We start from the raw sequence: 381 nt of genomic DNA, 5'->3' as shown, positions 1-381 counted from the left end.
ATGCTCGTCGGCGACCGCCTGCGAGGCCGAGCCGGCGGCGCCGAGCGCCTTCGCAATGCCGTTCGGATCGATGATCATGATGACCGCACCGTCACCGAGGATAGTGTTGCCCGAGAACATGTCGATGTGCCGCAGCTTGGTCGACATCGGCTTGACCACGATTTCCTCGGTGTGGAACACGCAGTCCACCACGATGCCGAAGGTCTGGTTGCCGACCTGCGTGACGACGATGAAGCCGTTCTCCGGATCCGACGACGAGCCGTCATCGATCTTGAGGAGCTTCTTCAGATGCATCAGCGGCAGCAGCTTGTTGCGCAGGCGCAAGACCGCCGTGTCCTTGATGCGCTCGATGCGGTGCTCGGAGTTGGCGCGCGCGCGCAC

General features: G+C 63.3%; 1 protein-coding gene. It reads right to left on the bottom strand.

All coding sequences use genetic code 11. The annotated features are described in order from the left end of the window. On the bottom strand, window positions 1-381 hold a 381-nt coding region (locus HL666_RS33870; protein ID WP_172185808.1), incomplete at both ends, for a chemotaxis protein CheW.

It is taken from the genome of Bradyrhizobium aeschynomenes (genome assembly GCF_013178945.1).
Classification (GTDB): domain Bacteria; phylum Pseudomonadota; class Alphaproteobacteria; order Rhizobiales; family Xanthobacteraceae; genus Bradyrhizobium; species Bradyrhizobium aeschynomenes.
The sequence above is the reverse complement of the archived record's forward strand: the minus strand, read 5'-3'. Positions and strand labels throughout refer to the sequence as shown.